Genomic DNA, 24,699 nt, shown 5'->3' with positions numbered 1-24,699 from the left:
CCCGCTCGTCCGGTGGACGAGCGGGGACCTACCGACGTTCGTTCCTGAGTGGGTTACCAGCTGCTCTTGGTGACGCCGGGGAGCTCGCCGCGGTGGGCCATCTCCCGCACGCAGATCCGGCACAGGCCGAACTTGCGGTACACCGAGCGCGGCCGGCCGCAGCGCTGGCAGCGCGTGTAGCCACGCACGCCGAACTTCGGCTTCTCGTTGGCCTTGTTGATCAGAGCGGTCTTCGCCATTGTCAGTTCTCCTTGAACGGGAAGCCGAGGAGCTTGAGGAAGGCGCGACCCTCGTCGTCCGTCGTCGCGGTGGTCACGACCGTGATGTCCATGCCGCGGACGCGGTCGATCTTGTCCTGGTCGATCTCGTGGAACATCGACTGCTCCGTGAGGCCGAAGGTGTAGTTGCCGTGGCCGTCGAACTGGTTCGCCGACAGGCCGCGGAAGTCGCGGATGCGCGGCAGGGCCGTCGACAGCAGGCGGTCCAGGAACTCCCACGCCCGGTCGCCGCGCAGCGTGACGTGCGCGCCGATCGGCATGCCCTCGCGCAGCTTGAACTGCGCGATCGACTTGCGGGCCTTGGTGACCTGCGGCTTCTGGCCCGTGATCTGGGTCAGGTCGCGGATCGCGCCCTCGATGAGCTTGGAGTCCTTGGCGGCGTCGCCGACACCCATGTTCACGACGATCTTCACCAGGCGCGGGACCTGGTTGATGTTGTCGTACGAGAACTGCGTGTTGAGCGCCGGCTTGATCTCGTCGTTGTAGCGGGCCTTGAGCCGGGGGGTGGCCGGGGCCTCGATCGTGGTCGTCATCAGACGTCCTTCCCCGAGCGCTTGGCGACGCGGACGCGAACCGTCCGGACGCGGCCGTCACGCTCGACCTGCTCGGTGCGGTACCCGACCCGGGTGCCCTTCTTGGTCTCCGGGTCCACGAGCATCACGTTGCTGATGTGGATCGGCGCCTCGACGGTCTCGATGCCACCGGTGCGCGTGCCGCGCGAGGTCTGGCCGGCCTTCACGTGCTTCTGCACGCGCTGGACGCCCTCGACGACGACGCGCTGCGACTCGGTGAGGACCTCGAGCACGCGGCCCTGCTGGCCCTTGTCACGGCCGGAGATGACGACCACCAGGTCGCCCTTCTTGATCTTCGCCATGGTCAGAGCACCTCCGGAGCCAGCGAGATGATCTTCATGAACTTCTTGTCGCGCAGCTCGCGGCCCACGGGGCCGAAGATGCGGGTGCCGCGCGGCTCGCCGTCGTTCTTGAGGATCACCGCGGCGTTCTCGTCGAACTTGATGTACGAGCCGTCGGGCCGGCGGCGCTCCTTGACGGTGCGCACGACGACCGCCTTGACGACGTCGCCCTTCTTGACGTTGCCGCCGGGGATCGCGTCCTTGACGGTGGCGACGATGACGTCGCCGATGCCGGCGTAGCGACGGCCGGAGCCGCCGAGGACACGGATGCAGAGGATCTCCTTCGCACCCGTGTTGTCGGCGACACGCAGTCGCGACTCCTGCTGGATCATCTACCTACTCCTGACGTCTGGCGGGTTCTCGTCCCGCACCCCGAAGGGGGCCGGCGAGCCTGTCCGAACGGATAGTTGCCGTGATGCACACGTCGCGGCGGGCGGGGTGACCGCCCGCCGCCCGTGGGCAACTTGGGTGGTGCTGCTTACTTGGCCTTCTCGAGGATCTCGACCACGCGCCACCGCTTGGTGGCGGACAGCGGCCGGGTCTCCATGATGAGCACGAGGTCGCCGATGCCCGCCGAGTTCTGCTCGTCGTGCGCCTTGACCTTGCTCGAACGCCGCATGACCTTGCCGTAGAGCGGGTGCTTGACCCGGTCCTCGACCTCGACCACGACGGTCTTGTCCATCTTGTCGCTCACGACGTAGCCGCGGCGCGTCTTGCGGTACGCGCGGTGCTCCGCCGTGGCGGTGGTGTGCTGCTTGGTGCTCATGCCTGCCTCACTCGCTCGCGGTCGGAGCGGTCCGGATGCCGAGCTCGCGCTCGCGCAGGATCGTGTAGATCCGCGCGATGTCGCGACGCACGGCCTTGAGTCGACCGTGGCTCTCGAGCTGGCCGGTGGCCGACTGGAAACGGAGGTTGAACAGCTCCTCCTTGGCCTTCTTGAGCTCCGCGACGAGCTTCTCGTCGTCGAAGCCGTCCAGCTCGGCCGGAGCCAGGTCCTTGGTTCCGATCGCCATCAGTTACCACCCTCGCGAACCACGAAACGGGTCTTCATCGGGAGCTTGTGCTGCGCGCGGCGCATGGCCTCACGCGCGAGCGGCTCCGGGACGCCGGCGAGCTCGAACATCACTCGGCCCGGCTTGACGTTGGCGACCCACCACTCCGGCGAGCCCTTGCCGGAGCCCATGCGGGTCTCGGCGGGCTTCTTGGTCAGCGGGCGGTCCGGGTAGATGTTGATCCAGACCTTGCCGCCACGCTTGATGTGGCGGGTCATCGCGATACGAGCAGCCTCGATCTGGCGGTTCGTGACGTAGGCGGGCTCGAGGGCCTGGATGCCGTAGTCGCCGAACGAGATCGTCGTGCCACCCGTCGAGGCGCCGGAGCGCTTCGGGTGGTGCTGCTTGCGGTGCTTCAGCCTGCGCGGGATCAGCACGGCTCAGGCCTCCGTTCCGGTCTCAGGGGTCGCCTCGGGGTTGACCTCGACGGCCTCGCTGCTCTCGGCGGCGGGAGCCTCGGCGCGCTCGCGACGGGGGCCACGGCCACCGCGCTCACCGCGGTCGCCCCGGTCACCACGCGGGCCGCGCGACGGACGCGGAGCCTGCGACGCCTGCTCGCGCGCCCACTCCTTCTCCGTCATGTCGCCCTTGTAGACCCACACCTTCACGCCGATGCGGCCGAAGGTCGTGCGGGCCTCGAAGAACCCGTAGTCGATGTTGGCGCGGAGCGTGTGCAGCGGCACACGGCCCTCGCGGTAGAACTCCGTGCGGCTCATCTCCGCGCCGCCGAGGCGGCCGGAGACCTGCACGCGGATGCCCTTGGCGCCGGCGCGCTGCGCGGACTGGATGCCCTTGCGCATGGCGCGACGGAACGAGACGCGGCTCGCGAGCTGCTCGGCGATGCCCTGGGCGACCAGCTGGGCCTCGATCTCGGCGTTCTTCACCTCGAGGATGTTCAGCTGGACCTGCTTGCCCGTGAGCTTCTCGAGCTCGCCGCGGATGCGGTCGGCCTCCGCACCGCGACGCCCGATGACGATGCCCGGGCGGGCGGTGTGGATGTCGACGCGGACGCGGTCGCGCGTGCGCTCGATCTCGACCTTGGCGATGCCGGCGCGCTCCAGGCCCGTGCTCATGAGCTTGCGGATCTGGACGTCCTCACGGACGTAGTCGCGGTACCGCTGACCCTGCTTGGTCGAGTCGGCGAACCAGCGCGAGCGGTGGTCGGTGGTGATGCCCAGGCGGTACCCGAGCGGGTTGACCTTCTGTCCCACTAGCGGGTCCCTCCCTTGGACTGCGCCGCCTTCTCCCGCTGGGAGACGACGACCGTGATGTGGCTCGTGCGCTTGAGGATCCGGCCGGCGCGACCCTGCGCGCGCGGGCGGAACCGCTTGAGCGTCGGGCCCTCGTCGACGAAGACCTCGGAGATGTAGAGGTCCTGCTCGTCGAGCCGCTGGCTGTTGCGCTTGGCACCCTCGACCGCGTTCGCGACCGCCGACTGCACCGTCTTGAGGACGGGCTCCGCGGCGGCCTGGGGCGCGAACTTCAGCACCGCCACGGCCTCCGCCGCCTGCTTGCCACGGATGAGGTCGACGACGCGCCGAGCCTTCTGGGGCGTGACGCGGACGAACCGCGCCTTCGCCTTGGCTTCCATCGTGTCTGCTCCTGTCTCTGCCGTCGGAGTCGTCACCGGCTGACCCGAGGTCAGCGGCGACGGCCCTTCCGGTCGTCCTTCTCGTGGCCGCGGAACGTCCGCGTCGGGGCGAACTCGCCGAGCTTGTGCCCGACCATCGCCTCCGTCACGAACACCGGGGTGTGCTTGCGGCCGTCGTGCACGGCGAACGTGTGGCCGAGGAAGTCCGGCGTGATGACCGAACGGCGCGACCACGTCTTGATGACGTTCTTCGTGCCGGCCGTGTTCTGCGCGTCGACCTTCTTCTGCAGGTGGCCGTCGACGAACGGGCCCTTCTTCAGGGAACGAGGCATCTCAGGCTCCTATCAGCGCTTCTTGCCGGTGCGCCGACGGCGCACGATGAGCTTGTCGCTCGGCTTGTTCGGACGACGGGTGCGGCCCTCGGGCTGGCCCCAGGGGCTGACCGGGTGACGACCACCGGACGTCTTGCCCTCACCACCACCGTGCGGGTGGTCGATCGGGTTCATCGCGACACCGCGGACGGTCGGGCGCTTGCCCTTCCAGCGCATGCGGCCGGCCTTGCCCCAGTTGATGTTCGACTGCTCGGCGTTGCCGACCTCGCCGACCGTCGCGCGGCAGCGCAGGTCGACGTTGCGGATCTCGCCGGACGGCATGCGCAGCTGCGCGTACGGGCCGTCCTTCGCGACGAGCTGCACGGACGTGCCGGCCGAGCGCGCGATCTTCGCACCGCCGCCGGGCCGCAGCTCGATGGCGTGGATGACCGTACCGGTCGGGATGTTGCGCAGCGGCAGGTTGTTGCCGGGCTTGATGTCGGCGCCGGGGCCGTTCTCGACGACGTCGCCCTGCTGCAGCTTGTTCGGCGCGATGATGTAGCGCTTCTCGCCGTCGGCGTAGTGCAGCAGCGCGATGCGCGCGGTGCGGTTCGGGTCGTACTCGATGTGCGCGACCTTGGCCGGCACGCCGTCCTTGTCGTGACGACGGAAGTCGATGACACGGTAGGCGCGCTTGTGACCGCCACCGTGGTGGCGCGTGGTCACACGACCGCTCGAGTTACGGCCGCCCGACTTGCTCAGCGGACGGACCAGCGACTTCTCCGGCGTGGAGCGCGTGATCTCGACGAAGTCGGCGACCGACGAGCCACGACGGCCCGGGGTCGTCGGCTTGTACTTACGGATTCCCATGGGGAGCTGTCCTCACTCTGCTCTTGGCTCAGCCGACCGGACCGCCGAAGATGTCGATCGTGCCCTCGCGGAGGGTGACGATCGCACGCTTCGTGTCCTTGCGACGACCAGTGCCGAAGCGGGTCCGACGGGCCTTGCCCTGCCGGTTCGCGGTGTTGACCGAGTCGACCTTCACGCCGAACACCTGCTCGACGGCGATCTTGATCTCGGTCTTGTTGGCGCGCGGGTCGACGAGGAAGGTGTACTTCCCCTCGTCCAGCAGGCCGTAGCTCTTCTCGGAGACGACCGGCGCGATCAGGATGTCGCGGGGGTCCTTGCCGACGGTGCTCACTTGGTCTCCTCCTGCGCCTCGGCCTCGGTCGAGGTGGCGGTGGCCTTGGCACCCTTGGCGGGGCCCGCGAGGAACGCGTCGAGCGCACCCTGCGTGAAGACCACGTCGTCCGAGATCAGGACGTCGTACGTGTTGAGCTGGTCCGCCACGAGCAGGTGCACCCGCTCGACGTTCCGCAGCGACTTCCACGTGATCTCGTCCGAGCGCTCGACGACGACGAGGACGTTCTTGCGACCCGAGAGGTTCTCGAGCACGGCGAGAGCGGCCTTGGTCGACGGCGCCGTGCCCGGGGCGAAGCCCGAGACGACGTGCACGCGACCCGCACGGGCGCGGTCCGAGAGAGCACCGCGGAGCGCCGCGGCCTTCATCTTCTTCGGGGTCCGCTGCGAGTAGTCACGCGGCTGCGGGCCGTGGACGGTGCCACCGCCGGCGAACTGCGGCGCACGGGTCGAGCCCTGACGGGCGCGGCCGGTGCCCTTCTGCTTGTACGGCTTCTTGCCGCCACCGCGGACCTCGCCACGCGTCTTCGTCGCGTGCGTGCCCTGGCGAGCCGCCGCGAGCTGCGCGACGACGACCTGGTGGATCAGCGGGACGTTCGTCTGCACGTCGAAGACGTCCGCGGGCAGCTCGGCCTGGCCGGCCTTCTTGCCCGAGGCGTCGAGGACGTCGACGGTCAGCGTGTCACTCATCGTGGTCACGCACCCTTCACAGCGTTCTTCACGAGGACGACGCCGCCCTTGGGGCCGGGGACGGCACCCTTGACGAGGAGCAGACCGCGCTCGGCGTCGACCGCGTGGACGGTCAGGTTCTGGGTGGTCTGACGGACGTTGCCCATCCGACCGGCCATCCGCAGGCCCTTGAACACGCGCGACGGCGTCGAGGCGCCACCGATCGAGCCGGGCTTGCGGTGGTTGCGGTGCGAGCCGTGGGAGGCGCTGACGCCGGCGAAGCCGTGACGCTTCATGACACCGGCGGTGCCCTTGCCCTTGGTCGTCCCGACGACGTCGACCAGCTGGCCGGCGGCGAACACGTCCGCACCGAGCTCCTGGCCCACCGAGAACTCGGCGGCGTTCGACGTCTTGATCTCGGCCACGTGCCGGCGCGGGGTGACCCCGGCCTTCTCGAAGTGGCCCTTGAGCGGCTTGGTCACCTTGCGCGGGTCGATCTGGCCGAAGGCCAGCTGCACCGCGGCGTAACCGTCGGCCTCAGCGGAGCGCACCTGCGTGACGACGTTCGTGCCGATCTCGACGACCGTGACGGGCACGAGGCGACCGGCCTCGTCCCACACCTGGGTCATGCCGAGCTTGCGACCGAGCACCGCCGTCACGGGGCGCGTGAGCTGGGTGGTCATAGAAATCAGTCCTTCCCAGCGATCAGAGCTTGATCTCGATGTTCACGTCCGCCGGCAGGTCGAGTCGCATGAGCGAGTCGACGGCCTTCGGCGTGGGGTCGATGATGTCGATGAGGCGCTTGTGGGTGCGCATCTCGAAGTGCTCGCGGCTGTCCTTGTACTTGTGGGGCGACCGGATGACGACGAAGACGTTCTTCTCCGTCGGCAGAGGCACCGGACCCACGACCGACGCACCAGCGCGAGTCACCGTGTCGACGATGCGGCGCGCCGAGCTGTCGATGACCTCGTGGTCGTAGGACTTGAGCCGGATGCGGATCTTCTGTCCCGCCATGGCGTCGTCTACTTCTCTCTCTTCGAACCGGTCCGTCCGACCCCCGCACTCGGGCGTGTCGCTTCGCGCGACGCGCCCCAGCGCTGCGTACCGTTCCGGTACCAGGTCGGTGGTTGTTGTCGAGCCTCCCCCGCCGGGTGACCCCGGGGTCCGGATGCTCGACCACGCTTGTTCGCCCTCCCGGTCGGGCGCGCGTGAACGCACCACCCCAGCGGGCAACTTGAACAGTCTGCCAGACGACCCGGGCAAACTCCAATCCCTGTGCGGGATCCGGCGGCCGTCGACCCCCGTGACGTCCGGCACACGGCCCGCGGTCGAGGGTCCGGCGACGCCCTACTGGGGCGGCAGCGGCGCCGGCTCCCCGCCGCCCTCGAACTGCTCGCCCTGCGCGACGACCTGCCAGGGGCCCACCACGACGGACTCGCCCTCGGCGTGCAGGTCGTCGACGTACCGCGCGAGCGCCCGCGGCGCACGGCGGTCGAGCCCGAGGGCACCCGACGCCGAGCGGGTGAGCACCGTCAGCACGAGCACGGTGCCGCCCGCCGCGTCGTCCCCCACCTCGACCCGCAGCACGGTCGGGTGCTGGAGCTCGGGCATGAACGCCTGGAAGAACGACAGCTCGAGCAGGTTGAGCAGGAACCGGCCGCGCCCCCGGACCTCGAGCACGTTCTCGTCGGTCCACCGCAGGTCGAGCCGGCGCTGGCCGCCGAGCGCGCGCTCCAGGTCGTGCCGCACCCGCGTGCGCGGCACGTTCGGCAGGAGCAGCTCGGCCTGGGCGCGGCCACCGCGCCCGAGCTCGGGCCACGGCTGGACGGCGGTCGGCGTCGGCATGCGCCACACCGTAGCGGCGCCGGGGACGCGACAGGGCCCGGATGCCGAGGCATCCGGGCCCTGTCGGTGCGAGCCGCGCGGGGCGCGGCGGTCGCGAGGATCAGATCACTTGAGGATCTTGGTCACGCGGCCCGAGCCGACGGTGCGGCCACCCTCACGGATGGCGAAGCCGAGGCCCTCCTCCATCGCAATGGGCTGGATGAGGTCGACGTGGATCTCGGTGTTGTCGCCGGGCATGACCATCTCGGTGCCCTCGGGCAGCGTGATGACGCCGGTGACGTCGGTCGTCCGGAAGTAGAACTGCGGACGGTAGTTCGAGTAGAAGGGGTTGTGACGGCCACCCTCGTCCTTGGCGAGGATGTAGACCTGGCCCTCGAACTCGGTGTGCGGCGTGATCGAACCCGGCTTCACGACGACCTGGCCGCGCTCCACCTCCTCGCGCTTGGTGCCGCGCAGGAGCAGACCGACGTTCTCGCCGGCCTCGGCGTAGTCGAGCAGCTTGCGGAACATCTCGACACCGGTGACGGTGGTCTTGATCGCCTTCTCCTTGATGCCGACGATCTCCACCTCCTCGTTCACCTTGAGCTGACCGCGCTCGACACGACCGGTGACGACGGTGCCACGACCGGTGATCGTGAACACGTCCTCGATCGGCATGAGGAACGGCTTGTCGATGTCGCGGACCGGGTCCGGGACGTTCTCGTCGACGGCGTCGAGCAGGTCCTCGACCGACTTGACCCACTGCGGGTCGCCCTCGAGCGCCTTGAGGCCCGAGACGCGCACGACCGGCACGTCGTCGCCGGGGAAGCCCTGCGACGAGAGGAGCTCACGGACCTCGACCTCGACGAGCTCGAGGATCTCCTCGTCGTCGACGACGTCGGACTTGTTGAGCGCCACGAGCAGGTAGGGGACGCCGACCTGACGGGCGAGCAGGACGTGCTCACGCGTCTGGGCCATCGGGCCGTCCGTCGCGGCGACCACGAGGATCGCGCCGTCCATCTGGGCGGCACCCGTGATCATGTTCTTGATGTAGTCGGCGTGACCCGGCGCGTCGACGTGCGCGTAGTGACGCTTCTCCGTCTGGTACTCGACGTGCGCGATGTTGATCGTGATACCGCGCTGCTTCTCCTCCGGCGCCTTGTCGATCTCGTCGAACGGCGTGAAGGGGTTCAGGTCCGGGTACTTGTCGTGCAGCACCTTCGAGATCGCGGCGGTCAGCGTCGTCTTGCCGTGGTCGACGTGACCGATGGTCCCGATGTTGACGTGCGGCTTCGTCCGCTCGAACTTCGCCTTGCCCACTGGGTGTCCTCCTCGGACTTGGTAGAGATTGCCCGTCTGCGACCACCTGACGGTAGTCGCCGAGCGTGCGGTCCTACTGGTCGGTTGTGAATCTTGGTACTGCAGGTGTCGACCTGTGGGACTACTCGCCCCGGGTCTTCTTGATGATCTCGTCGGCCACGTTGCGAGGAACCTCGGCGTAGCTGTCGAACTGCATCGAGTACACCGCACGACCCTGGGTCTTGGACCGCAGGTCGCCGACGTACCCGAACATCTCGGAGAGCGGGACCTGGGCGCGGATCACCTTCACGCCCGTCGCGTCCTCCATGGACTGGATCATGCCGCGCCGCGAGTTGAGGTCGCCGATCACGTCACCCATGTAGTCCTCGGGGGTACGCACCTCGACCGCCATGATCGGCTCCAGGAGAGCCGGGTCGGCCTTGCGTGCGGCCTCCTTGAGGACCATCGAGCCCGCGATCTTGAACGCCATCTCGGACGAGTCGACGTCGTGGTACGCGCCGTCGACCAGCGTCGCCTTGACGCCGACCATCGGGAAGCCCGCGAGCACGCCCTGCTGCATCGCGCTCTGGATGCCCGCGTCGACCGACGGGATGTACTCGCGCGGGATGCGACCGCCGGTGACGGCGTTCTCGAACGCGTACAGCTCGCCCTCGGCCGGGTCCAGCGGCTCGAAGGTCACCTGGACCTTCGCGTACTGGCCCGAGCCACCGGTCTGCTTCTTGTGGACGTAGTCCATCTTCTCGACCGAGCGACGGATCGTCTCGCGGTAGGCGACCTGCGGCTTGCCGACGTTCGCCTCGACCTTGAACTCGCGCCGCATGCGGTCGACGAGGATGTCGAGGTGGAGCTCGCCCATGCCGCCGATGACGGTCTGGCCGGTCTCCTCGTCGAGCTTGACGCGGAAGGTCGGGTCCTCCTCGGCGAGCTTCTGGATGGCCGTGGAGAGCTTCTCCTGGTCACCCTTCGTCTTCGGCTCGATCGCCACGTCGATGACGGGCTCCGGGAAGGTCATGGACTCCAGCACGACCGGCGCCGACGGGTCCGACAGGGTGTCACCGGTGGTGACGTCCTTGAGACCGATGAAGGCGTAGATGTGCCCGGCCTGCGCCTCGGGGACGGGGTTCTCCTTGTTGGAGTGCATCTGGAAGAGCTTCCCGATGCGCTCCTTCTTCCCCTTGGTCGAGTTGAGCACCTGGGCGCCCTGCTCGACCTTGCCCGAGTACACGCGGACGTAGGTCAGCTTGCCGAAGAACGGGTGCGCCGCGACCTTGAACGCCAGGGCCGAGAACGGCTCCGCGGCGTCCGGGTGGCGCAGCACCTCGACGGCCTCGTCCTTGACGTCGTGGCCCTGGACGGCCGGCACGTCGAGCGGCGACGGCAGGTAGTCGATGACCGCGTCGAGCATGGGCTGGACGCCCTTGTTCTTGAAGGCCGAGCCGCACAGGACGGGGTACGCCTGCGACGAGGTCGTGAGCGAGCGGATGCCCGCCTTGATCTCGGCGACCGTCAGCTCCTCGCCGCCGAGGAACTTCTCGAGCAGCTCGTCGTCGGTCTCCGCGACGGACTCGAGGAGCTCGGCGCGGTACTGCTCCGCCTTCTCCTGCAGGTCGGCCGGGATGTCCTCGATCTCGTACTTCTCGCCCAGGGCGGTCTCGCCGCGCCACACGAGGGCACGCATCTCGACCAGGTCGACGACGCCGATGAAGTCGCTCTCCGAGCCGATCGGCAGCTGGATGACCAGCGGCTTGGCCTTGAGGCGGTCGACGATCGTCTTCACCGTGAAGTAGAAGTCCGCGCCGAGCTTGTCCATCTTGTTGACGAAGCAGATGCGCGGGACGTCGTACTTGTCGGCCTGGCGCCACACCGTCTCGGACTGGGGCTCGACGCCCTCCTTGCCGTCGAAGACGGCGACCGCGCCGTCGAGGACGCGCAGCGAGCGCTCGACCTCGACCGTGAAGTCCACGTGGCCCGGGGTGTCGATGATGTTGATCTGGTTGTTCTTCCAGTAGCAGGTCGTCGCGGCCGACGTGATCGTGATGCCGCGCTCCTGCTCCTGCTCCATCCAGTCCATCGTCGACGCGCCGTCGTGCGTCTCACCGATCTTGTAGTTGACCCCGGTGTAGAACAGGATCCGCTCGGTGGTGGTGGTCTTGCCGGCATCGATGTGCGCCATGATGCCGATGTTGCGGACCTTGGTGAGGTCCGTCAGCACGTCCAGTGCCACGTGTTTCGCCCCTTGTCGGTTGGCTGGTGGGGGTGCGGCCCGCCCGCACGGGTTCGTGCGGGCCGGCCGCGACCGGCGAGTCTTACCAGCGGTAGTGCGCGAACGCCCGGTTCGACTCGGCCATCTTGTGCATGTCCTCGCGGCGCTTCACCGCGGCACCGAGGCCGTTGGACGCGTCGAGGATCTCGTTCATGAGCTTCTCCGTCATGGTCTTCTCACGACGGGCGCGGGCGTAGTCGGTCAGCCAGCGCAGCGCCAGCGTCGTGGAGCGCGTGGGGCGCACCTCGATCGGCACCTGGTAGGTCGCACCACCGACGCGGCGGGACTTGACCTCGAGCGACGGACGCACGTTGTCGAGCGCGCGCTTGAGCACGACGACCGGGTCCTGCTGGGTCTTGTCGCGCACGCCCTCGAGGGCGCCGTAGACGATCGACTCCGCGACGGTCTTCTTGCCGTCCAGGAGGATCTTGTTGATGAGCTGCGTGACGACCGGCGACCCGTAGACGGGGTCGACGATGAGCGGCCGCTTCGGAGCGGGACCCTTACGAGGCATCGGTGTCAGCCCTTCTTCGCGCCGTAGCGGCTGCGCGCCTGCTTACGGTTCTTCACGCCCTGAGTGTCGAGGGCACCACGGACGATCTTGTAGCGGACACCGGGAAGGTCCTTCACACGGCCGCCGCGCACGAGCACGATCGAGTGCTCCTGCAGGTTGTGGCCGACGCCCGGGATGTACGCCGTGACCTCGATGCCGCTGGACAGGCGGACACGGGCCACCTTGCGCAGGGCCGAGTTCGGCTTCTTCGGGGTCGTGGTGTACACGCGCGTGCACACACCGCGGCGCTGCGGGCTGCCCTTGAGGGCAGGCGTCTTCGACTTGTTCGTCTTCGCCTGCCGGCCCTTGCGGACCAGCTGCTGGATCGTAGGCACTACGTCTCCGTCTGATAGATGAGCTCTGGTCGACCGGACCCGTCACCCTGGACGGCCGGCATGTGTCGGCTCGCCGCCCGTCGCGCGGCTACCCCGGTGGTCTGTCGTCCCGAACCGACCCCCGCGCCCGGGCGTGTCGCCCCGTCCGGCCGCGACGCGACCGCCAGAGCCTTCTGGTCGGGTCGACGTCGCGCGATGGAGCTTCTCCACCCGGCGTCCTCGTGCGGCGCCCCCGCCCTGTCCTGCCACGGGGTGTGCCGCGCGAGTGCACGCGCGAGGGCCCGACGGCGCGGGCACGGTGTCCAACGGTACCTGCGCGGGTCTGCTCGGTCAAAGCAGCAGGCCCGGGGCGCAGGCTCCGTCGAGTGGAACGGCTGCGGGCTCCCCCGCATTCCCGTCCGAACGGTGCGGCGCCGGCCCGGACGGCACCGGGCCCGGACGGCCGCAGGGGCCCGCCGCGAACGGCGAGCCCCTGCGGGGTGAGACCTGACGTCAGCGGTAGTCGCCGAAGTCGATGTCCTCGAGCGGGATCGCCTCGCCCGAGCCGAGGCCCAGGGCGGGGAAGTCGATCTCGTCGTAGCCGAAGCTCGGGTAGAGCTCGGCCTTGGCCTCCTCGGTCGGCTCCACCTCGATGTTGCGGTAGCGGGGCAGGCCCGTACCGGCCGGGATGAGCTTGCCGAGGATGACGTTCTCCTTGAGGCCGAGCAGCGGGTCGGAACGGCCCGACATCGCGGCCTCGGTGAGCACCCGGGTCGTCTCCTGGAAGGACGCCGCCGACAGCCACGAGTCCGTCGCGAGCGACGCCTTCGTGATGCCCATCAGCTCCGGACGGCCGGAGGCCGGCTGGCCACCCTCCGCCACGGCGCGACGGTTCGCGTCCTGGAAGCGGCCCGACTCGGCGAGCTCGCCCGGGAGCAGGTCCGTCGTGCCGGAGTCCAGCACCGTCACGCGGCGCAGCATCTGGCGGACGATGACCTCGATGTGCTTGTCGTGGATGTCCACGCCCTGCGAGCGGTAGACCTCCTGCACCTCGTCGACCAGGTGCTCCTGCGTCTTGCGCGGACCCAGGATGCGCAGCACCTTCTTCGGGTCGACCGCGCCCTGGACGAGCTGCGTGCCGACACCGACGTGGTCGCCGTCGCCGACCAGCAGGCGCGAGCGCTTGGTGATCGGGTACTTGATCGGCTCGGAGCCGTCGTCCGGCGTCAGGACGATCGCACGGGTGCGGTCGCCCTCCTCGATCTCGACCCGGCCCGAGAACTCCGCGATCGGCGCCTCACCCTTGGGGGTGCGGGCCTCGAAGAGCTCCTGGACGCGCGGCAGACCCTGCGTGATGTCGTCGGCCGAGGCCACACCACCGGTGTGGAACGTCCGCATCGTCAGCTGGGTGCCGGGCTCACCGATCGACTGCGCCGCGATGATGCCGACGGCCTCGCCGATGTCGACGAGCTTGCCCGTCGCCAGCGAGCGGCCGTAGCACTTCGCGCACGTGCCGACGCGCGACTCGCAGGTGAGCACGGAGCGCACCTTGAGCTGCTCCACGCCCGCCTCGAGCAGGCGGTCGAGCAGCACGTCGCCCACGTCGTCGCCCGCACGGCCCACGACCTCGCCGTCGATCTCGACGTCGGTGGCCAGGGTCCGCGAGTAGACGCTCGTCTCGACCTTGTCGTGGCGGCGCAGCGTGCCGTCCGCGGTCGCGGTGCCGATCGGCATCGTCAGGCCGCGCTCGGTGCCGCAGTCCTCCTCGCGGACGATGACGTCCTGCGAGACGTCCACCAGACGACGCGTGAGGTAGCCGGAGTCGGCGGTCCGCAGAGCGGTGTCCGCCAGACCCTTGCGGGCGCCGTGCGTCGCGATGAAGTACTCGAGGACGGACAGGCCCTCGCGGTAGTTGGACTTGATCGGGCGGGGGATGATCTCGCCCTTCGGGTTCGCCACGAGGCCGCGCATGCCGGCGATCTGGCGGACCTGCATCCAGTTGCCGCGCGCGCCCGAGCCGACCATCCGGTACACCGTGTTGCGCGCAGGGAAGTTCTCCTGCATCGCCTTGGCGACCTTGTCGGTGGCCTGCGTCCAGATCTCGATGAGCTCCTGGCGACGCTCGTCGTCGGTGATGAGGCCCTTGTCGTACTGGCCCTGCACCTTCGCCGCGCGCGCCTCGTGCTCCTCGAGGATCTGCGCCTTCGCCGCCGGGGTGGCGACGTCGGAGATCGCGATGGTCACGCCGGAGCGGGTCGCCCAGCGGAAGCCGGCCTCCTTGAGCGCGTCGAGGGACGCCGCGACGGCGACCTTCGGGTAGCGCTCGGCGAGGTCGTTGACGATCGCGGAGAGACGCTTCTTGTCGACGACGCCGTTCTCGTACGGGTAGTCGATCGGCAGCAGCTCGTTGAACAGGGCACGGCCGAGCGTGGTCTCCCACAGCAGCGACTGACCCGGCTCCCAGCCCTCGGGCGCCTGCTCGGCCGTCAGGACGAGGTCGTCGAAGCGGATCTTCACGACGGCGTTGAGGTCCAGGGTGCCCTGGTCGAACGCCATGATCGCCTCGGACACCGAGCTGAACGCACGGCCCTCGCCCTCCGCACCCGGCTTGTCCGAGGTGAGGTGGAAGAGGCCGATGATCATGTCCTGCGAGGGCATGGTCACCGGACGGCCGTCCGACGGCTTGAGGATGTTGTTGCTCGAGAGCATGAGGATGCGGGCCTCGGCCTGCGCCTCGGCGCTCAGGGGCAGGTGGACGGCCATCTGGTCGCCGTCGAAGTCCGCGTTGAACGCGGCGCAGACGAGCGGGTGCAGGTGGATCGCCTTGCCCTCGACGAGCTGGGGCTCGAACGCCTGGATGCCCAGACGGTGCAGCGTGGGCGCGCGGTTGAGCAGCACCGGGTGCTCGGTGATGACCTCCTCGAGCACGTCCCACACGACCGGGCGGGCGCGCTCGACCATGCGCTTGGCCGACTTGATGTTCTGCGCGTGGTTGAGCTCCACGAGCCGCTTCATGACGAACGGCTTGAACAGCTCGAGCGCCATCTGCTTGGGCAGGCCGCACTGGTGCAGCTTGAGCTGCGGGCCGACCACGATGACCGAACGGCCGGAGTAGTCGACGCGCTTGCCGAGCAGGTTCTGGCGGAACCGGCCCTGCTTGCCCTTGAGCATGTCGGAGATCGACTTCAGCGGGCGGTTGCCGGGGCCCGTGACCGGGCGGCCGCGGCGGCCGTTGTCGAACAGCGAGTCGACGGCCTCCTGGAGCATCCGCTTCTCGTTGTTGACGATGATCTCCGGCGCGCCCAGGTCCAGGAGCCGCTTGAGGCGGTTGTTCCGGTTGATGACGCGGCGGTACAGGTCGTTGAGGTCCGACGTGGCGAAGCGGCCACCGTCGAGCTGGACCATCGGGCGCAGGTCCGGCGGGATGACCGGGACCGCGTCCAGGACCATGCCCGTCGGCGAGTTGCTCGTCGTGAGGAACGCGTTGACGACCTTGAGGCGCTTGAGGGCACGCGTCTTGCGCTGGCCCTTGCCCGTCCGGATGGTCTCGCGCAGGGACTCCGACTCCGCCTCCAGGTCGAAGGCCTCGAGGCGCTTCTGGATCGCCGCGGCGCCCATCGAGCCCTCGAAGTAGTTGCCGTAGCGGTCCTGCAGCGCGCGGTAGAGCATCTCGTCGCCCTCGAGGTCCGCGACCTTGAGGTTCTTGAACCGGTCCCAGACCGTCTCGAGGCGCTCGATCTCGGCGTCGGCGCGCTTGCGCAGCTGCGCCATCTCGCGCTCGGCCGAGTCGCGCACCTTGCGCTTGGCGTCGGACTTGGCGCCCTCGGCCTCGAGCTCGGCGATGTCCTGCTCGAGCTTGAGCGCGCGGGCGTTGATGTCGTTGTCGCGGCGGTCCGCGATCTCCTTGCGCTCCAGGTCGATCTCGTTCTGGAGGTTCGGCAGGTCCTCCTGGCGGCCCTCCTCGTCGACCCACGTGATCATGTAGGCCGCGAAGTAGATGACCTTCTCCAGGTCCTTGGGCGCCAGGTCGAGCAGGTAGCCCAGGCGCGACGGGACGCCCTTGAAGAACCAGATGTGCGTGACGGGCGCGGCGAGCTCGATGTGGCCCATGCGCTCACGGCGGACCTTCGAGCGGGTCACCTCGACGCCGCAGCGCTCGCAGATGATGCCCTTGAAGCGCACGCGCTTGTACTTGCCGCAGTTGCACTCCCAGTCCCGGGTGGGGCCGAAGATCTTCTCGCAGAAGAGCCCGTCCTTCTCCGGCTTGAGGGTGCGGTAGTTGATGGTCTCGGGCTTCTTCACCTCACCGTGCGACCAGGCACGGATGTCGTCGGCCGTGGCCAGGCCGATGCGCAGCTCGTCGAAGACGTTGACGTCGAGCAAGGGGTCCTACTTCCTTCGCTTGCCGGTCCCGGACGGGTCCCGGCGGACGGAATGGTGCAAGGGGGTGCGGGCGCCCGGCGCCGGCCACGTGGGCCGGCGCCGGGGCTCGGCGTCAGATCTCCTCGACGCTGCTGGCGTTCGGGCGGCGGGACAGGTCGATGCCGAGCTCCTCCGCCGCGCGGTAGACCTCGTCGTCGTTCTCCTTCATGTCGATCGAGACGCCGTCGGACGACAGCACCTCGACGTTCAGGCAGAGCGACTGCATCTCCTTGAGCAGAACCTTGAACGACTCCGGGATGCCCGAGTCGGGGATGTTCTCGCCCTTGACGATCGCCTCGTAGACCTTCACGCGGCCGGGGACGTCGTCCGACTTGATGGTGAGCAGCTCCTGCAGCGTGTAGGCGGCGCCGTACGCCTCGAGCGCCCACACCTCCATCTCGCCGAAGCGCTGACCGCCGAACTGCGCCTTACCACCCAGCGGCTGCTGCGTGATCATCGAGTACGGGCCGGTCGAGCGCGCGTGGATCTTGTCGTCGACCAGGTGGTGCAGCTTGAGGATGTACATGTAGCCGACGGACACCGGGTCCGGGAACGGCTCGCCGGAGCGGCCGTCGAACAGCAGCGCCTTGCCGTCGGGGCCGACGGTGCGCACGCCGTCGCGGTTCGGCAGCGTCGTGCCGAGCAGACCGCTGAGGGTCTCCTCGGGCACGCCGTCGAACACCGGCGTGGCGACCGGGTTGCCCGGGACGGACGAGGCCGCGATCTCCGGCACGCCCGCGGTCCACGACGTGTCGCCCTCGGCGAGCGTCACGTCCCAGCCCTGCTTGGCGACCCACCCGAGGTGGGTCTCCAGGACCTGGCCCACGTTCATGCGGCCGGGGACGCCGAGCGGGTTGAGCACGACGTCGACCGGCGTGCCGTCCGCGAGGAACGGCATGTCCTCGACCGGCAGGATCTTCGAGATGACGCCCTTGTTGCCGTGACGGCCCGCGAGCTTGTCACCGTCGGTGATCTTGCGGCGCTGCGCGATGTACACGCGGACCAGCTCGTTCACGCCGGCGGGCAGCTCGTCGCCGTCCTCGCGGTTGAACGTGCGGACCTCGATGACCGTGCCGGACTCGCCGTGCGGCACCTTGAGCGACGTGTCGCGCACCTCGCGCGCCTTCTCGCCGAAGATCGCGCGCAGCAGGCGCTCCTCCGGGGTCAGCTCGGTCTCGCCCTTCGGGGTGACCTTGCCGACCAGCACGTCGCCCGCGCCGACCTCGGCGCCGATGCGCACGATGCCCCGCTCGTCGAGGTCCGCGAGGACCTCCTCGGAGACGTTCGGGATGTCCCGCGTGATCTCCTCCGGGCCGAGCTTGGTGTCGCGCGCGTCGACCTCGTGCTCCTCGATGTGGATCGAGGACAGGACGTCGTCCTGCACGAGGCGCTGCGACAGGATGATCGCGTCCTCGTAGTTGTGGCCCTCCCACGACATGAACGCGACGAGCAGGTTGCGGCCGAGCGCGAGCTCGCCCTCGTCCGTCGCCGGGCCGTCGGCGAGCACCGAGCCGACCTCGACGCGCGCGCCGGTGTCGACCAGCACCCGCTGGTTGTAGCTGGTGCCCTGGTTCGAGCGGCGGAACTTCGCCACGCGGTACGTCGACGTCGTCGCGTCGTCGTTCGCGACCGTGATGAGGTCGGCCGACACCTCGGTGACCACACCCGGCTTCGTCGCGACGATGACGTCGCCCGCGTCGACCGCCGCGCGGCGCTCCATGCCGGTGCCGACGAGCGGCGCCTCGGAGCGGACCAGCGGCACCGCCTGGCGCTGCATGTTCGCGCCCATGAGGGCACGGTTCGCGTCGTCGTGCTCGAGGAACGGGATCAGGGCCGTCGCGACCGACACCATCTGGCGCGGGGAGACGTCCATGTAGTCCACGGTCTCGCCGGGGACGTACTCGATCTCGCCGCCCTTGACGCGCACCAGGACGCGGTCCTCGGCGAACGAGCCGTCCGCCTGGAGCATCGCGTTCGCCTGCGCGATGACGTGACGGTCCTCGTCGTCCGCGGTCAGGTAGTGCACCTCGTCGGTGACCTTGCCCTTGACGACCTTGCGGTACGGCGTCTCGACGAACCCGAACGGGTTGATCCGCCCGTAGCTCGCGAGCGAGCCGATGAGGCCGATGTTCGGGCCCTCGGGCGTCTCGATCGGGCACATGCGGCCGTAGTGCGACGGGTGGACGTCACGGACCTCCATGCCGGCGCGGTCGCGCGACAGACCACCCGGGCCGAGGGCCGAGAGACGACGCTTGTGCGTCAGGCCCGCGAGCGGGTTGTTCTGGTCCATGAACTGCGACAGCTGGCTCGTCCCGAAGAACTCCTTGATGGAGGCCACGACGGGGCGGATGTTGATCAGCGTCTGCGGCGTGATCGCCTCGACGTCCTGGGTCGTCATCCGCTCGCGCACGACGCGCTCCATCCGGGACAGGCCCGTGCGGACCTGGTTCTGGATGAGCTCGCCGACCGCGCGGATGCGGCGGTTGCCGAAGTGGTCGATGTCGTCCGTCTCGACGCGGATCTCGACCGCCTCGCCGCCGCGCTGGCCGGGCAGGGTCGCCTGGTCCACGTGCAGCGCCGCGAGGTACTTGATCGTCGCGACGACGTCGGAGACCGAGAGCACCGAGTCGCCGAGCGGGGCGTCCTGGCCGAGCTTCTTGTTCAGCTTGTAGCGGCCGACCTTCGCCAGGTCGTAGCGCTTCGGGTTGAAGTAGAAGTTCTCGATCAGCGCGCGGCCGGCCTCGACGGTCGGCGGCTCGCCCGGGCGGATCTTGCGGTAGAGGTCGAGCAGCGCCTCGTCCTGGGTCTGGACGTGGTCCTTCTCGAGCGTGTCGATGACGGCCGGGTAGGCCGCGAACTCCTCGCGGATCTCGCCCTCGGTCATGCCGAGCGCCTTGAGCAGGACGGTGGCGTTCTGCTTGCGCTTGCGGTCGACGCGCACGCCGACGTTGTCGCGCTTGTCGATCTCGAACTCGAGCCACGCGCCACGGCTGGGGATGACCTTCGCCGTGAGGATGTCCTTGTCCGACGTCTTGTCGGCCACGCGCTCGAAGTAGACGCCCGGCGAGCGGACGAGCTGGGAGACGACGACGCGCTCGGTGCCGTTGATGATGAAGGTGCCGCGCTCGGTCATGAGCGGGAAGTCGCCCATGAAGACCGTCTGGCTCTTGATCTCACCGGTCGTGTAGTTGACGAACTCCGCCGTGACGAACAGCGGCGCCGCGAAGGTGAAGTCCTTCTCCTTGCACTCCTCGGCCGTGTACTTCGGCGGCTCGAAGCGGTGCTCGCGGAACGAGAGGGACATGGAGCCGCCGAAGTCCTCGATCGGCGAGATCTCCTCGAAGATCTCCTCGAGACCGGCGGTCTCGGGGACGTCCGTCCGGCCGGCCTCGAGGGCGGCGGCGACACGAGCCTGCCAGCGCTCGTTGCCCAGCAGCCAGTCGAAGCTCTCGGTCTGCAGACCGAGCAGGTCGGGGACCTCGAGCGGCTCGTGGATCTTGGCGAAGGAGATGCGGCGGGATGCGGTGCGGTTCGCGATGGCGTCGGCAGACGGAGCAGAAGGGATGCGCGAGGCAGCCAAGAGGGGTCCTTCCCTGCGGTCGAGAGCACGCTGCGCCGCCTGGCAAGGCGCGATCCCCCGGCCGCGAGGGCGGATCACGACGCGCACGTACGTCGGGTTCCGGCTCGGGATATCTGAGATCGCGGGCACAGGCCAGCGCAAAGCGCTAGCATACTCGGCTCGCACGCGAAAGTCCACCGTGCCCAGGCACGCCCGCCGACGCTTCCCGATCGGGCCTGCGCTGCGACGTCCTCGTCGGCGCCCCGTGCACCCGGTGCGGCGGCTCGTGCCGTGCTGACGCGGGCGTTGCCACCCGCGTGGCGACCTCGTCGTCGCCGCGGCCATGGTGGCACACCGCACCCGCCGGACGGAACCTGCCTCCCCCGGGCGGGCGTCGCGCGGCCGGCCGCACGCACGGCGAAGGCCCGCCCCCGGGCAGGGGACGGGCCTTCGCGGGCGACCCGGCGCTCAGCGGAGCGCCGGGTGCGCGATCACTTGAGGGAGACGGTGGCGCCGGCGGCCTCGAGCTGGGCCTTGGCCTTCTCGGCGGTCTCCTTGTTCGCACCCTCGATGACGGGCTTGGGAGCCTCGTCCACGAGGTCCTTGGCCTCCTTCAGGCCGAGGCTCGTGAGGGCACGCACCTCCTTGATGACCTGGATCTTCTTGTCACCGGCGGCCTCGAGGACGACGTCGAACGAGTCCTTCTCCTCCTCGGCCGGGGCGTCCGCACCGGCACCGCCGGCGGCGGGGGCGGCGGCGACCGCGACGGGCGCGGCGGCGGTGACCTCGAAGACCTCCTCGAACTGCTTCACGAACTCCGAGAGCTCGATGAGCGTGAGGCCCTTGAACTGCTCGATGAGCTCCTCGGTGCTGAGCTTCGTCGCCATGATCGGCGTTCCTTTCGTCTGTGCCCGGCGGGGTGGGGTCCCGTCCGAAGCGGGGGGTGTGGAGAGACGCTGCCGTCAGGCGGCGTCGGCCGACTCCTGCTTCTGGCGCAGGGCATCGATGACACGGGCGGCCTGGGCGGTGTTCGCGGTGAAGACGTAGGCAGCCTGGTAGAGCTTGGCCTTCATCGCACCGGCCGCCTTGGCCAGGAGCACCTCGCGGGACTCGAGGTCCGCGAGCTTGGTGACCTCCGCGGCGGTCAGGGCGCGTCCGTCGAGGACACCGCCCTTGATGACCAGCGCGGGGTTCGCCTTGGCGAAGTCACGCAGACCCTTTGCGGCCTCGACCGGGTCGCCGGTGACGAAGGCGATCGCCGACGGGCCCGCGAGCGCGTCGTCGAGGCCCGCCAGGCCGGCTTCCTTGGCCGCGATCGCGGTCAGCGTGTTCTTCACCACGGCGTAGGTTGCGTTGCCGCTGAGCGCCTTGCGCAGCGTCTTGAGCTGCGCGACGGTGAGCCCGCGGTACTCGGTCAGCACGGCCGCGTTCGACCCGCGGAAACGGTCCGCGAGCTCTGCGACAGCGGCTGCCTTGTCCGGCCTCGCCATGGCAATCCTTCCGGTGGTGGTGCCACCGGTCCCCGGAACGACGAGAGCCCCGCGCAGGCGCGGGGCTCGGCAGCCGCCCGGAAGGCCGGGACGGCTCGGAACTCTCACCTGCGCTGGTCTCCGCTGCTGCGGGACTTCGGTCGACCCGGGATCTCGAGGAGGTCCGGGCACGACGACCGGCGGTCTTGGGCCCGAGAAGAGTACGTCACGCCGGGGCGGGGGACCAAATCACCGGCGCCGCTCCCCCGGGCGTCACGCCGCCCCGTGCGCGCTGAACGTGCACCAGTTGACGAACCCTCCCGGCGTCCCGCGGTCGATCTGCGCGCGTGCCGCGTGCAGCGCCCGGGCCATCGTCAGCCCCCGGCGCAGGTGGGTGTGCAGCGCGACCATGAGGTCCACGGCCTCCACGTCGGGGACCGCCGCGATGCTCGCCACCACGCCCGCCGTGCCCTGCGCGAGCATCGCCGAGACGAAGCCCAGCGTCTCCCCGCCCGCGTAGGCCACGTCGGCGCCCGAGTGGCAGGACGCGAGCACCAGCCGGCGGGGGGCGACGGTCGTCTGCTGGAGCTCCTGGACGGTGACCGGACCGTCGGCGAGCAGCACGGAGGAGAACATCGGGTTGTCCGCGCGTGCCGAGCCGTGCGCGGCCAGGTGCGTGAGGTCGGCGCGCACCGACGCGCGGGCGACCGTCATCGCCGCGCTCTCGGGAGGCTCGAGCACGACCGCGCCCGGGTGCAGCTCGCGCAGGGCCGCGACCTCCTCGTGCGCACCCGCCAGCCCGGGCCCGGCGACGAGCACGACGCCGTCGCGCACCGGCGCGCGCGTGGTCCGCAGCCACGCCCCGGCCGACGGGGCGACGGCGACGGGCGCGTCCGCGAGCGCCGACCACGGCACGCCGTGCAGCGGCCCGGCCGGCACGACGACGAGCTCGCGGCCCGGGTCGACGCCGAGCGGCTCGACGAGCGCCCGGCGCAGCGCGCGGATCCGCTGCTCCGCGCTCAGCCGTGCCGCGGCGGCGGTCGCGGTCGACCGGGGGTTCGCGAGCCGCCGCAGCGCGAACAGCAGGGCCCGCAGGTGCTCGACGGCGACCCGCTCCGGCCCCACGTCGACGAGGCGCGGGGCGCGGTCCAGCACGACCGCGACCAGGCGCCCCTCGCACCGCCCGTACTCGACGAGCACCCGGCCGTCGAGCGCCGCCCGCAGCTCGGAGGAGGTCGGCGGGGCCGGCACGAGCGTCGGGGCGCTGACCGGCGCCTCGTGGAGCCACTGCTGGTCGCGGGGCTGCGCCGCCGGGCGGGCGAGCTCGGCCGCCCGCACGCCGCTCACCTCGAGGACGGCCTCGGCGGTCGACGCCTCGTCGTCCTGACCCGTGGCGGGGGCCGGCGCGCCGAGGAGCGCGGCGGCGCGCGTCCGCTCCATCCAGTCGAGCACCCGGGCGGGACGGCCGTCGCGCAGCAGCACGCCGAGACCGATCTCGCCCAGCTCGGCGCCGTGCCCGGAGGCGAGCGCCCGCAGCTCCATCGTCGGCAGCGACGACCGGTGGGCCGCGAGGTCGCGCAGCCCCGCCCGGCAGTCCGCGAGCGCCGCCCGGGGGTCGCCGGCCGCCCTCCCCGCGAGCGCGCCCGCGAGCCGCCCGCGGATGCGCGTGAGCACCGAGCCGCGCTGCGACAGCCGCCGGGCGGCACCGAGCTCGCGCGCCGCGACCGGGAGCAGCCCCGCCTGCAGGGCCACCCGGCCGGCGACGAGGTGCGCCTGGACCGCGCTCGGCACGTTCCCCGACCGCTGCAGGCGCGCCGCCGCCCGGCGGGCCGCCTCGACCTCGTCCGCGTCCGCGAACGCGTCGAGCGCGCGCGCCTCGGCCGCCACGAGCAGCGCCCGGTCCCGCCATCCCGTGCGCCGCTGCGCCTCGAACGCGCGCGCGGCCGCCTCCGCGTGCGCCAGCGCGCCGGCCTGGTCCCCGTCGAGCACCCGGACCTGCGCCGCGCGCAGCCGGGCCTCCGCGCCGATGAAGGGCACGCCCGCGCGCTCGCACTCGTCCACCGCCCGGTCGGCCGCCCGGCTGGCCTCGGGCAGCAGCCGCAGGTCCGCGAGCGTGTCGGCGTACTCGGCGTAGTACTCGGCGAGCGGCACGTCGCCCGCCTCGTAGGCACGCTCCGCGCGCTCGAACTCCCGCATGCCGGGCACGAGGCGGCCGGCCTGCACGAGGATCCACGCGCGCGTCTGCAGCACCGGCGCCCAGGCGGCCGGGCCCAGCCGCTCGGCGATCTCGGCGGCCTCGCTCACCAGTCGCAGCCCGGCCGCGTAGGCGCCGCGCTGCGCCACCATGAGGCCCAGGTTGTTGAGCAGCTTGTAGCGGTCCGTCTCCGTCAGCCGGTCCCGGTACGGCAGCAGCTGCCGGTAGCGGGCCTCGGCGCGGTCCCGCCGCCCGGCGTTCGCGTCCGCGGTCGCGCGCTGCAGGCGGATGTGGATCTCGACCGCGAGCCGCTCCGGCGCCGCCACGTCCTGCGCGTGCAGGACGGCCTCCAGCGCCGCGTCCAGGTCGCGCCGCGCGGCGGCGACCCGGCCCGTCTCCTGCCGCACCGCCTGCCGCGCCACGAGCACCTGGGCGACGAGCCCGCCCCACCCGTTGCGCCGGCCCAGGCGCAGCGCGCGCGACAGCAGCCTCTCGGCCTCGGCGTGGTCCCAGCGCGCCCGGTACGACCAGGCGAGCGCGCGCAGCGCCCAGGCCTCCAGCTCGGCGTCGGCGTCGGCCCTCGCCGCCTCGACGAGGGCTGCCGCGCGGGGCGCTCCTGCGCGAGGATCGGCGGCGACGACGTCGAACAGCGAACGCGCACGTATCAGAGCCGCGTGCCGCTGCTCCTGAGAGTCAGACCGGTCCTGCACGGGGCGGTCTGGACGGCTGTGCACGACCACCTGCGGATTCTAGGGCTGGGGACGAGG

Annotated in this window: 25 protein-coding genes; all 25 read right to left on the bottom strand. The window is 70.3% G+C overall.

Going from position 1 to position 24,699, the window contains the following annotated elements:
* Positions 1-53: 53 nt before the first annotated feature.
* Entirely contained in the window at positions 54-239 is a 186-nt protein-coding gene (locus HGCM_RS08050) for a type Z 30S ribosomal protein S14 (RefSeq protein WP_019136339.1), read from the bottom strand.
* Positions 240-241: 2 nt separating this feature from the next.
* Positions 242-811 carry a 50S ribosomal protein L5 gene (gene rplE, locus HGCM_RS08045; RefSeq protein WP_019136338.1) on the bottom strand — a complete coding sequence of 190 codons (570 nt, stop codon included), beginning with the start codon at positions 809-811 and terminating at the stop codon, positions 242-244.
* Complete coding sequence (gene rplX, locus HGCM_RS08040; RefSeq protein ID WP_019136337.1) at positions 811-1,152, bottom strand: 50S ribosomal protein L24; 342 nt, start codon at positions 1,150-1,152, stop codon at positions 811-813. The genes rplE and rplX overlap by 1 nt, the downstream gene beginning before the upstream one ends.
* Positions 1,153-1,154: 2 nt before the next feature.
* On the bottom strand, positions 1,155-1,523 hold the full coding sequence (gene rplN / locus HGCM_RS08035; protein ID WP_019136336.1) for a 50S ribosomal protein L14: 369 nt from the start codon (positions 1,521-1,523) through the stop codon (positions 1,155-1,157).
* A gap of 146 nt (positions 1,524-1,669) precedes the next feature.
* A complete protein-coding gene (rpsQ, locus tag HGCM_RS08030) occupies positions 1,670-1,957 on the bottom strand; it encodes a 30S ribosomal protein S17 (RefSeq protein WP_019136335.1) in 288 nt (95 codons plus the stop codon).
* A gap of 7 nt (positions 1,958-1,964) precedes the next feature.
* Positions 1,965-2,204 carry a 50S ribosomal protein L29 gene (gene rpmC / locus HGCM_RS08025; protein ID WP_019136334.1) on the bottom strand — a complete coding sequence of 80 codons (240 nt, stop codon included), beginning with the start codon at positions 2,202-2,204 and terminating at the stop codon, positions 1,965-1,967.
* The gene (gene rplP / locus HGCM_RS08020; protein WP_019136333.1) at positions 2,204-2,620 is read right to left on the bottom strand and encodes a 50S ribosomal protein L16; all 417 of its coding nucleotides are present in this window, start codon (positions 2,618-2,620) and stop codon (positions 2,204-2,206) included. Before rplP ends, rpmC begins: the two co-directional genes overlap by 1 nt.
* Positions 2,621-2,623: 3 nt before the next feature.
* On the bottom strand, positions 2,624-3,454 hold the full coding sequence (rpsC, locus tag HGCM_RS08015) for a 30S ribosomal protein S3 (RefSeq protein ID WP_019136332.1): 831 nt from the start codon (positions 3,452-3,454) through the stop codon (positions 2,624-2,626).
* Positions 3,454-3,834: a 50S ribosomal protein L22 gene (gene rplV, locus HGCM_RS08010; RefSeq protein WP_019136331.1), complete on the bottom strand. Its 381-nt coding sequence runs from the start codon at positions 3,832-3,834 to the stop codon at positions 3,454-3,456. Before rplV ends, rpsC begins: the two co-directional genes overlap by 1 nt.
* A gap of 50 nt (positions 3,835-3,884) precedes the next feature.
* Complete coding sequence (gene rpsS / locus HGCM_RS08005) at positions 3,885-4,166, bottom strand: 30S ribosomal protein S19 (RefSeq protein WP_019136330.1); 282 nt, start codon at positions 4,164-4,166, stop codon at positions 3,885-3,887.
* Positions 4,167-4,178: 12 nt separating this feature from the next.
* A complete protein-coding gene (gene rplB, locus HGCM_RS08000) occupies positions 4,179-5,015 on the bottom strand; it encodes a 50S ribosomal protein L2 (RefSeq protein ID WP_019136329.1) in 837 nt (278 codons plus the stop codon).
* Between the two features lie 28 nt (positions 5,016-5,043).
* On the bottom strand, positions 5,044-5,346 hold the full coding sequence (rplW, locus tag HGCM_RS07995) for a 50S ribosomal protein L23 (protein WP_019136328.1): 303 nt from the start codon (positions 5,344-5,346) through the stop codon (positions 5,044-5,046).
* Entirely contained in the window at positions 5,343-6,035 is a 693-nt protein-coding gene (rplD, locus tag HGCM_RS07990; RefSeq protein WP_026075342.1) for a 50S ribosomal protein L4, read from the bottom strand. Before rplD ends, rplW begins: the two co-directional genes overlap by 4 nt.
* 5 nt (positions 6,036-6,040) lie before the next feature.
* Entirely contained in the window at positions 6,041-6,697 is a 657-nt protein-coding gene (gene rplC / locus HGCM_RS07985) for a 50S ribosomal protein L3 (RefSeq protein ID WP_019136326.1), read from the bottom strand.
* 22 nt (positions 6,698-6,719) lie between these two features.
* Complete coding sequence (rpsJ, locus tag HGCM_RS07980) at positions 6,720-7,028, bottom strand: 30S ribosomal protein S10 (protein WP_019136325.1); 309 nt, start codon at positions 7,026-7,028, stop codon at positions 6,720-6,722.
* Between the two features lie 333 nt (positions 7,029-7,361).
* Positions 7,362-7,859, bottom strand: coding sequence for a hypothetical protein (locus HGCM_RS07975; protein ID WP_019136324.1), 498 nt, complete (start codon positions 7,857-7,859; stop codon positions 7,362-7,364).
* Positions 7,860-7,964: 105 nt separating this feature from the next.
* On the bottom strand, positions 7,965-9,158 hold the full coding sequence (gene tuf, locus HGCM_RS07970) for an elongation factor Tu (RefSeq protein WP_019136323.1): 1,194 nt from the start codon (positions 9,156-9,158) through the stop codon (positions 7,965-7,967).
* Between the two features lie 121 nt (positions 9,159-9,279).
* Positions 9,280-11,382 (bottom strand): elongation factor G, encoded by a 2,103-nt coding sequence (gene fusA, locus HGCM_RS07965; RefSeq protein WP_019136322.1) that lies wholly within the window; start codon positions 11,380-11,382, stop codon positions 9,280-9,282.
* A gap of 82 nt (positions 11,383-11,464) precedes the next feature.
* Positions 11,465-11,935 carry a 30S ribosomal protein S7 gene (gene rpsG / locus HGCM_RS07960; protein ID WP_019136321.1) on the bottom strand — a complete coding sequence of 157 codons (471 nt, stop codon included), beginning with the start codon at positions 11,933-11,935 and terminating at the stop codon, positions 11,465-11,467.
* Between the two features lie 5 nt (positions 11,936-11,940).
* Positions 11,941-12,309, bottom strand: a complete 369-nt coding sequence (gene rpsL, locus HGCM_RS07955) for a 30S ribosomal protein S12 (protein ID WP_013117883.1) — start codon at positions 12,307-12,309, stop codon at positions 11,941-11,943.
* Positions 12,310-12,801: 492 nt separating this feature from the next.
* On the bottom strand, positions 12,802-16,671 hold the full coding sequence (locus tag HGCM_RS07950; RefSeq protein ID WP_019136320.1) for a DNA-directed RNA polymerase subunit beta': 3,870 nt from the start codon (positions 16,669-16,671) through the stop codon (positions 12,802-12,804).
* A gap of 112 nt (positions 16,672-16,783) precedes the next feature.
* Positions 16,784-20,290, bottom strand: a complete 3,507-nt coding sequence (gene rpoB, locus HGCM_RS07945; RefSeq protein WP_019136319.1) for a DNA-directed RNA polymerase subunit beta — start codon at positions 20,288-20,290, stop codon at positions 16,784-16,786.
* Between the two features lie 470 nt (positions 20,291-20,760).
* Entirely contained in the window at positions 20,761-21,156 is a 396-nt protein-coding gene (gene rplL, locus HGCM_RS07940) for a 50S ribosomal protein L7/L12 (RefSeq protein WP_020424281.1), read from the bottom strand.
* A gap of 75 nt (positions 21,157-21,231) precedes the next feature.
* Positions 21,232-21,759, bottom strand: a complete 528-nt coding sequence (gene rplJ / locus HGCM_RS07935; RefSeq protein ID WP_019136316.1) for a 50S ribosomal protein L10 — start codon at positions 21,757-21,759, stop codon at positions 21,232-21,234.
* Between the two features lie 252 nt (positions 21,760-22,011).
* Positions 22,012-24,642: a CHAT domain-containing protein gene (locus HGCM_RS17520; protein ID WP_147572755.1), complete on the bottom strand. Its 2,631-nt coding sequence runs from the start codon at positions 24,640-24,642 to the stop codon at positions 22,012-22,014.
* Positions 24,643-24,699 lie beyond the last annotated feature (57 nt).

This window comes from Cellulomonas massiliensis JC225, from assembly GCF_000312005.1.
Taxonomy (GTDB): Bacteria; Actinomycetota; Actinomycetes; order Actinomycetales; family Cellulomonadaceae; genus Cellulomonas; species Cellulomonas massiliensis.
The sequence above is the reverse complement of the archived record's forward strand: the minus strand, read 5'-3'. Positions and strand labels throughout refer to the sequence as shown.

What these genes read in the sequence shown, in the direction of transcription:
- HGCM_RS08050 (WP_019136339.1), bottom strand. Translation starts at nt 239, where the DNA reads ATGGCGAAGACCGCTCTGATCAACAAGGCCAACGAGAAGCCGAAGTTC.
- rplE (WP_019136338.1), bottom strand. Translation starts at nt 811, where the DNA reads ATGACGACCACGATCGAGGCCCCGGCCACCCCCCGGCTCAAGGCCCGC.
- rplX (WP_019136337.1), bottom strand. Translation starts at nt 1,152, where the DNA reads ATGGCGAAGATCAAGAAGGGCGACCTGGTGGTCGTCATCTCCGGCCGT.
- rplN (WP_019136336.1), bottom strand. Translation starts at nt 1,523, where the DNA reads ATGATCCAGCAGGAGTCGCGACTGCGTGTCGCCGACAACACGGGTGCG.
- rpsQ (WP_019136335.1), bottom strand. Translation starts at nt 1,957, where the DNA reads ATGAGCACCAAGCAGCACACCACCGCCACGGCGGAGCACCGCGCGTAC.
- rpmC (WP_019136334.1), bottom strand. Translation starts at nt 2,204, where the DNA reads ATGGCGATCGGAACCAAGGACCTGGCTCCGGCCGAGCTGGACGGCTTC.
- rplV (WP_019136331.1), bottom strand. Translation starts at nt 3,834, where the DNA reads ATGGAAGCCAAGGCGAAGGCGCGGTTCGTCCGCGTCACGCCCCAGAAG.
- rpsS (WP_019136330.1), bottom strand. Translation starts at nt 4,166, where the DNA reads ATGCCTCGTTCCCTGAAGAAGGGCCCGTTCGTCGACGGCCACCTGCAG.
- rplB (WP_019136329.1), bottom strand. Translation starts at nt 5,015, where the DNA reads ATGGGAATCCGTAAGTACAAGCCGACGACCCCGGGCCGTCGTGGCTCG.
- rplD (WP_026075342.1), bottom strand. Translation starts at nt 6,035, where the DNA reads ATGAGTGACACGCTGACCGTCGACGTCCTCGACGCCTCGGGCAAGAAG.
- rplC (WP_019136326.1), bottom strand. Translation starts at nt 6,697, where the DNA reads ATGACCACCCAGCTCACGCGCCCCGTGACGGCGGTGCTCGGTCGCAAG.
- rpsJ (WP_019136325.1), bottom strand. Translation starts at nt 7,028, where the DNA reads ATGGCGGGACAGAAGATCCGCATCCGGCTCAAGTCCTACGACCACGAG.
- HGCM_RS07975 (WP_019136324.1), bottom strand. Translation starts at nt 7,859, where the DNA reads ATGCCGACGCCGACCGCCGTCCAGCCGTGGCCCGAGCTCGGGCGCGGT.
- rpsG (WP_019136321.1), bottom strand. Translation starts at nt 11,935, where the DNA reads ATGCCTCGTAAGGGTCCCGCTCCGAAGCGGCCGCTCATCGTCGACCCC.
- rplL (WP_020424281.1), bottom strand. Translation starts at nt 21,156, where the DNA reads ATGGCGACGAAGCTCAGCACCGAGGAGCTCATCGAGCAGTTCAAGGGC.
- rplJ (WP_019136316.1), bottom strand. Translation starts at nt 21,759, where the DNA reads ATGGCGAGGCCGGACAAGGCAGCCGCTGTCGCAGAGCTCGCGGACCGT.